Annotated in this window: 7 protein-coding genes and 1 pseudogene; 2 read left to right on the top strand and 6 right to left on the bottom strand. The window is 43.9% G+C overall.

The features are described from left to right. Nucleotides 1–903: 903 nt before the first annotated feature. Entirely contained in the window at nucleotides 904–2,241 is a 1,338-nt protein-coding gene (locus tag F6K37_RS29730) for a KamA family radical SAM protein (protein ID WP_287254074.1), read from the bottom strand. A gap of 374 nt (nucleotides 2,242–2,615) precedes the next feature. Between F6K37_RS29730 and F6K37_RS29725 the strand changes: the two genes are divergently transcribed. Next, on the top strand, nucleotides 2,616–3,650 hold the full coding sequence (locus F6K37_RS29725; protein ID WP_287254072.1) for a hypothetical protein: 1,035 nt from the start codon (nucleotides 2,616–2,618) through the stop codon (nucleotides 3,648–3,650). Between the two features lie 74 nt (nucleotides 3,651–3,724). Here F6K37_RS29725 and F6K37_RS29720 read toward each other — a convergent pair whose 3' ends face one another. The 3 genes from F6K37_RS29720 to F6K37_RS29710 all read right to left on the bottom strand — a co-directional run bounded on the left by F6K37_RS29720 (nucleotide 3,725) and on the right by F6K37_RS29710 (nucleotide 5,790). Then, nucleotides 3,725–4,411, bottom strand: coding sequence for a response regulator transcription factor (locus tag F6K37_RS29720; protein WP_044492336.1), 687 nt, complete (start codon nucleotides 4,409–4,411; stop codon nucleotides 3,725–3,727). 115 nt (nucleotides 4,412–4,526) lie between these two features. Continuing rightward, nucleotides 4,527–4,835 carry a hypothetical protein gene (locus F6K37_RS29715; RefSeq protein WP_287254070.1) on the bottom strand — a complete coding sequence of 103 codons (309 nt, stop codon included), beginning with the start codon at nucleotides 4,833–4,835 and terminating at the stop codon, nucleotides 4,527–4,529. Then, on the bottom strand, nucleotides 4,825–5,790 hold the full coding sequence (locus F6K37_RS29710) for a glycosyltransferase family 2 protein (RefSeq protein ID WP_287254068.1): 966 nt from the start codon (nucleotides 5,788–5,790) through the stop codon (nucleotides 4,825–4,827). The genes F6K37_RS29715 and F6K37_RS29710 overlap by 11 nt, the downstream gene beginning before the upstream one ends. Nucleotides 5,791–5,803: 13 nt before the next feature. On the opposite strand from F6K37_RS29710, the gene F6K37_RS29705 reads away from it, so the two are divergent. After that, a complete protein-coding gene (locus F6K37_RS29705; RefSeq protein ID WP_287254066.1) occupies nucleotides 5,804–6,052 on the top strand; it encodes a hypothetical protein in 249 nt (82 codons plus the stop codon). Here the strand turns inward: F6K37_RS29705 and F6K37_RS44875 are convergent. Together F6K37_RS44875 and F6K37_RS44870 are read right to left on the bottom strand one after the other, a co-directional pair. Continuing rightward, nucleotides 6,038–6,193 (bottom strand): hypothetical protein, encoded by a 156-nt coding sequence (locus F6K37_RS44875; RefSeq protein WP_324293453.1) that lies wholly within the window; start codon nucleotides 6,191–6,193, stop codon nucleotides 6,038–6,040. The genes F6K37_RS29705 and F6K37_RS44875 overlap by 15 nt on opposite strands. Next, nucleotides 6,136–6,264, bottom strand: a pseudogene (locus F6K37_RS44870) (hypothetical protein); the annotation flags it as partial. The gene F6K37_RS44875 and the pseudogene F6K37_RS44870, both read right to left, overlap by 58 nt. Between the last annotated feature and the right edge of the window lie 79 nt (nucleotides 6,265–6,343).

The raw sequence follows: 6,343 nt of genomic DNA, 5'->3' as shown, positions 1-6,343 counted from the left end.
TGTTATTATTAACTTAAGTAAAGTTAAGTTAAGAGACTTTGCATTTTCTTAACTTAACTTTACTTAAGTTAATAATAACTAAAGTGTGTTCTAGTTTGCTCTTTAGCCGAAGGGAATATGATTTAATGGAAATACCATTCATACACCAATTAGTGAGATTCGTTAGCTATAAACCTTATCCTGTAACAATTTCGGGGATTAGCTCCTGCGGGTAAAATCAACCTAGACAACTTGATAACTATCCTGCTCCAAGTCCAGCCGGAGTATAATCCGAGTCACAGCCCTACCCCTACTGATAGGAACTAACCAATCCATGGATCAAGGGGGGTCGAAAGCGAAAACACTGGTAGCCTAAACTGGTGTAATAGTAGGCAATAACTCATGGGGACCCAAAGAAGGTATCTCCGAATCATTATTAATGAAGTGTGGCTTAATCAGGCTTAACCAGCCAGAGTAATCGTATTTTGCTGAAAATGTCCCAAAATAAGAAAAAGATGTCCGACAGTTACAGCGTCAGATACAGCGCTCTAGATGAGTCAACAATACCAGCAAATATGAGCCTGAGGCAGATTTTCTGGCGTTGCTGAATTAAGGAATGAATGTGCGATAATTTGGTTTTATTAAAGCCCCCTAAATCCCCCAATTCTGGGGGACTTTCATAGTTTTGTTCCCCCCAGAATTGGGGGGCTAGGGGGGCAAAACCATACGCATAATCAGCAACGCCGATTTTCTGGCTAAAAAGAAATTAAGCTGTTGTGCATTAAAAATATCTAACAGCTTATTTAAGTTACACGCAAACCGCCATAAATATCAATCAGATTTTTTTGATCATAGTAATACCTCGGGTCTTACCCATCAGTGATCCCTTTCCTTGCTTAGGGATCTCTTTACTCGTTAAGCTGACTATTGAATTTGCAGACGCGCCCTAGTTATTTTCTCCAGCTCCTTTTCATAGAAGAACTCTTTTTCGCCGAACGCTGGGGCTAGCTCACCAAACCAGGTGGCTTCAGGGTCATAGTGGGCAAAGAATGGCACCTTGCACCAATTAGGATCCCGCCCCCGAATAAACGAGAGAACAAATACCCTTTCTCCCATAATGTGGGCAACTCCACTGATAAGCACTTTACCTGGCAATGCTGACATTACAGGTCCTCGCACAGTTTGACTAAGACCGGATACTCCTTTAATTGCATGGCGAAAAATTTCCCAAGTACGTACTAGGGGTATTCCAAAGTAGTGTTTTGGTCCTGTGTCTCGCTCAACAAACATATAGTACGGAATGCACCCTAGTCGCACCTGCATCTGCCACATTTTTCTCCAGGCTCTAGCAGAATCATTTACGTGCTTGAGTAACGGACTTTGTGCACGGAGCTGAGCTCCTGTAGAGCGAATGCGTCGAATCGCCTCCTGAGCAATTGGGGTATCAAGTTCTCGCCAGTGGGTGTAGTGACCCATAACAGCTAAATGTTTCCCACTGTAAACTATTTTCTCAAACAAGCGTAGCACATCATCAGCATCTCGATCGGTAACGTAACGATAAGGCCAGTAGGCAACTGACTTGGTTCCAATGCGAATGGTTTGGATGTGTTCAAATTCTGGGTCTAGCAGTGGTTCAATATATTGAAAAAGCCTCCGGGCACTCATAATCATAGGATCCCCGCCCGTGAGCACAACATCAGTTACCTCTTTGTGCTGGCGGAGGTAGTCTTGGAACCTCCCTGACTCACGAGTAGTAAATTTGTGAGTGTTCGTATCTACAAATTGTGCCCACCTAAAACAAAATTGACAATAGGCGTGACAAGCCTGACCAGATGAAGGAAAAATGAGGACGGTATCTGGGTATTTATGTTGGATTCCAGAAATTAGTTCACCATCCCACCTTGGCACGTTATAATCTACTTGTCCTCCAGGATGTGGGTTGAGACGAGAGCGAATGTCATCAACAGTTCTACGGATAGTTTCTTTCGATCCATTTGTTTTCAGCAACTTAATTACTCGATTTAAGTCTTCAGGGTTTAACATATCTGGATGAGGGAAGGTCATGCGAAAAATCGGATCATCAGGTAGATTGTTCCAATCGATTAGTTGCTCAACAATATAGTTATTTACTCGAAAGGGAAAAACCTTACTTACTGCTTTCATTGCCAGGCGTTCATGACTTGGTAGTTTTTGTAGCTGGGGCAAGTTCTCTATATCATGACTACCAATGTTGTTAAACGGGTTACTGGTTAAGGGGTGCATCTTTTTGTTGTAAATCTATAACTCAGGGAACATAAGTTGTATTTTAGCCTTAAATGGTCATATCAATGGTCATATTTTTGCAAAAGTCATGCAGCACGCTCATGGGTATTTACCCCATGAGCGACTGGATCAAGACAGTGAGATGCACCCCTCATTAGGGTTTTGCAAGTTTTTTTGGTGATACCAATTTAAATTTATAGTAAGTGCTTTTTTGGTGATACCAATTTAAATTTATAGTAGTCAAAGTAAAAGTTAAGATATATTTCTGCTCCCTGCTCCCTGATCCGAAGTCCCTTTAAAACAAAATGCTTTGTCCTCAACTATACTTCGGTTGCTATATTGTTCACTAAATCCATAGCATAAGAACATAAAAAATGATGAGTAAAGATACCGAAAATTTTTGGGTTTTTAAAGCACTTAATGGAATTGTAGACATTAACTTCAATACAGAAAAAAGTATTGAGGAATTTTGCAATTTTGTATTATCGGGACTTAAAAAATCAGGCCACATAGGCTCAAACTTCCGAAATTTCAGGTTGCTCGATACATCGATGAATGATTCTTATACAATTTTGCAATCAACTTTTCGCAAAGCTAATGAGATTAGAGCTCAAAACGAGAATAGTGGAGGAATACAAATACTCTTAGCTGACCCTTACAGTGAGTTTGCACGTAATCGAGCTGAGTCAATTAGTAAGAATCCATTTCAACAGCCGATGTCGCCAATGAAAAAGATGGAGGATAGTTTAGAGCAGATTATTGTATCTATGAGAGACTTGGCTGAAACACAGCAAAGAAGACCTTTACCCTCATGTATGGAGGGTGTTAAACCAAAATTGGAATTTATTCACGAATACGGTAATGATTTTGGGTTGAGACTTCTACTCTATTCAGATGTCCCCAGTGGACCAATGTACTTTTTTCAAAACATTTTACTCAAAGGAAGGTTCTGTGTGGGAGAATCTGCAGTTAATCTTCCCTGGATGATGATTATTGATGATCCTAATTGTAGCAAAGATTTTTACAATGTTTTTAGCGACGAGTTTGATCGGATATGGAAGCTTAGTGAAGAAGAAAAGTATCAGTATCCAAAAGAAAAAAAATTAAAAGCAGAAGAAACAAGGATTAGAGAATTAGAGCAAGAGATTAGTCGTTTGAAGGCAGAATTTAAAATTCTTAGCTCTCAAGCAAATTCTGAGGAAAATCAACCTCAGCTAAAAAACCAGATTAGCAGGGGGCTAGGGACTTTGGTGTCCACAGTGGTTGAGGTTATGGATCATGCTCAGCGCTTCTTATTCACTTGGCAGTTATTCGTAATTTTAATAGGTTTATTGGTGGCAGTATTTGTGGGAGTGGGATCTAAGATTGACTTTAATCAGCTTCTACCAAAGCCAACCCCTCCGCAATGATCTATCCCAAATGAGTCCAGTCTGGAAGCTCAACCACTTCGGTGAAAGTTCAGTCTAGCTAAATGCTTTAACCTTCACTTAGTTAAACCATGTTCTAGAGCATAGCGAACTAACTCAGTACGGCTATTAGTTCCGGTTTTACTAAACAGACGACTGACGTACTTCTCAACATTACGAACACTAGTCTCTAAACGTCGGGCAATTTCTTTATTCATTAGCCCTTGGGCAACCAAATCTAAGACACTCTGCTCTCTAGCTGTAAAATCAATGCGCAAGGGTGGAGGAGTTTGGACAATTCCATTCTTCTGGTCTAACATTGCGCGAATTTCAGCCACCTGCTTCGCTATCTTCTCAAGCTCTGTACTGCCTACACTATCTTCAGAGCTAGCAGCGCGACGCTCCAAGAGGTTCTGAACAATAGCGACTAATTCATCTGGATCAAAGGGCTTCGGTAGGTACGCATCACAACCGGCCTGATAACCCTGAATTCGATCTGAGGTCATGCCACGGGCTGTCAGAAACACTACTGGAAGTGCTTTAAAACGGGGATCATCTCGAAGTTGCTGTAGGAATTGATACCCATCTACTTTAGGCATCATGATGTCAGAAATTACTAGCTCGGGTGTGTTTTGCTGTAACATCTGCCAAGCATCATTAGCATTGCTGGCAACCTGTACAGTAAAACCAAATTCTGCCAAATACTCCTTGACCGCTTCCCTTACTCCTGGTTCGTCGTCTACCAATAAGAGTTTTGCTGACATCGCTACTTCCTTAACCCCTACTACCCTTAGTGTAGCGCAATTTAGACTGAGATCTTGCACCATTGTCATTAATCCTAGGGTGGGCAGTGCCTACCAACGGGCTTTGCAAGCTTGATTATCTGTCTGGTGCACTGCCCACCCTACATGAACCTAATAAGTGATTTCTGATTAATCGGGAATCGGGAATCGGGAATCGGAACCCACCCCTAACCCCTCCCAGGAGGGGAACGGGAATCGGGAATCGGGAATCGGAACCCACCCCTAACCCCTCCCAGGAGGGGAACGGGAATCGGAACCCACCCCTAACCCCTCCCAGGAGGGGAACGGGAATCGGGAATCGGGAATCGGAACCCACCCCTAACCCCTCCCAGGAGGGGAACGGGAATCGGGAATCGGGAATCGGGATGCAGCTATCAGCTTCCATGGGAAAGCCACTCAATCTGATCAGCTTTGTCTGGCAGCCGGGCTTGCTGTTGTCCCTTTGCCCTTGCCCAAGTTCCAAACAGACCAATCGGTGTGCTGATTAGCTCAATGGGATCGGTTTTGCCTGCGATCGCATTAATACTATTGCGCGGTAGTTCTTTCAGCAACCAACGACTGATCCGATACAGATATTCCGTGGGTGGAATATCCCGCATCAAGGGCACACCATGGAGCTGATGTAAGTAACGGTTAGAGCGACCATACCGATGCCATTGACTGTGATACTCCCGAAAGGTGGAACGGTGTCGGTGCTCCACTATGGCGGTTGGAGCAAGGTGTAATTGCCAGTTGCTTTGCTTTTGAATACGCCAGCAGATATCAGCATCACCACCAGTGGTTAGGTAAGGACGGAACAATCCCACTTCCTCGAATGCTTGCCGTCGGATTGCTAAGTTAGCGGTTTGACCGTAGGGACAATAAGAATTGTTTAACGTATGTTCCTGAGATAGAACATTATGATACTCAGCGTGTTTTTCTAGCCAGGTTTTACCGGGCAACCCGATGATTTTACCAGCAACAATACCAATACTAAGGTTAGCAAAGAGTGAGACCAAGTCTGCTAACCAATGGGGTTGGGGACGACAGTCTGCATCAGTAAAGGCAATTATTTCCGCCTTGGCTGCTCGAATTCCTTTGTTACGGGCTGCATAGGAGCTTTGAATCTGGTCTTCCAGGATGTAGTGGAAAGTTATGCCCTCAGATGCTCCCTCAGTAACGGCAGTTTCGATTAGTGAGGCAGTGCGATCGCTGCTATTATTATCCACTAAAAGATACTCTACTTGGTCAGTGGCATAGGTCTGTTCCTGTAAACAACGGACTAACTCTGGTAAATCTGCTTCACCGTTGTAGATTGGTACAACTACTGAAACCTTGGGCAAGCATTTGTCATTTGTCATTGGGTAATGGCTAATGGCAGAAGTGTTGAACAGGGAATCGGGAATCGGGAATCGGGAATCGGGAATCGGGAATCGGGAATCGGGAATCGGGAATCGGGAATCGGGAATCGGGAATCGGGATGCAGCTATCAGCTATCAGCTATCAGCTATCAGTTATCAGCTATCAGCTATCAGTTATCAGCTATCAGCTATCAGCTATCAGTTATCAGCTATCAGCTATCAGCTATCAGTTATCAGCTATCAGCTATCAGCTATCAGCTAATGCCCTACTGTGCCACGCTGAAGGCTGACCACTGACCGCTGACCACTGACCACTGACCGCTGACCGCTGACCGCTGACCGCTGACCGCTGACCGCTGACCGCTGACCGCTGACCGCTGACCGCTGACCGCTGACCGCTGATGGCTGACCGCTGACCGCTGACTGCTGACCGCTGAACGCTGACCGCTGACCGCTGAATGCTTGAATTATCAACTATCAATTTTGAGCATAATCAACTGCCGTTGGAGTAGCGATCGCACTCCATCTAAATCGAAGTTAACATGCGTCATAA

Source organism: Moorena sp. SIO4E2 (assembly GCF_010671945.1).
GTDB classification, from domain to species: Bacteria; Cyanobacteriota; Cyanobacteriia; order Cyanobacteriales; family Coleofasciculaceae; genus Moorena; species Moorena producens.
This window is presented reverse-complemented; position numbering and strand designations above follow the sequence as displayed.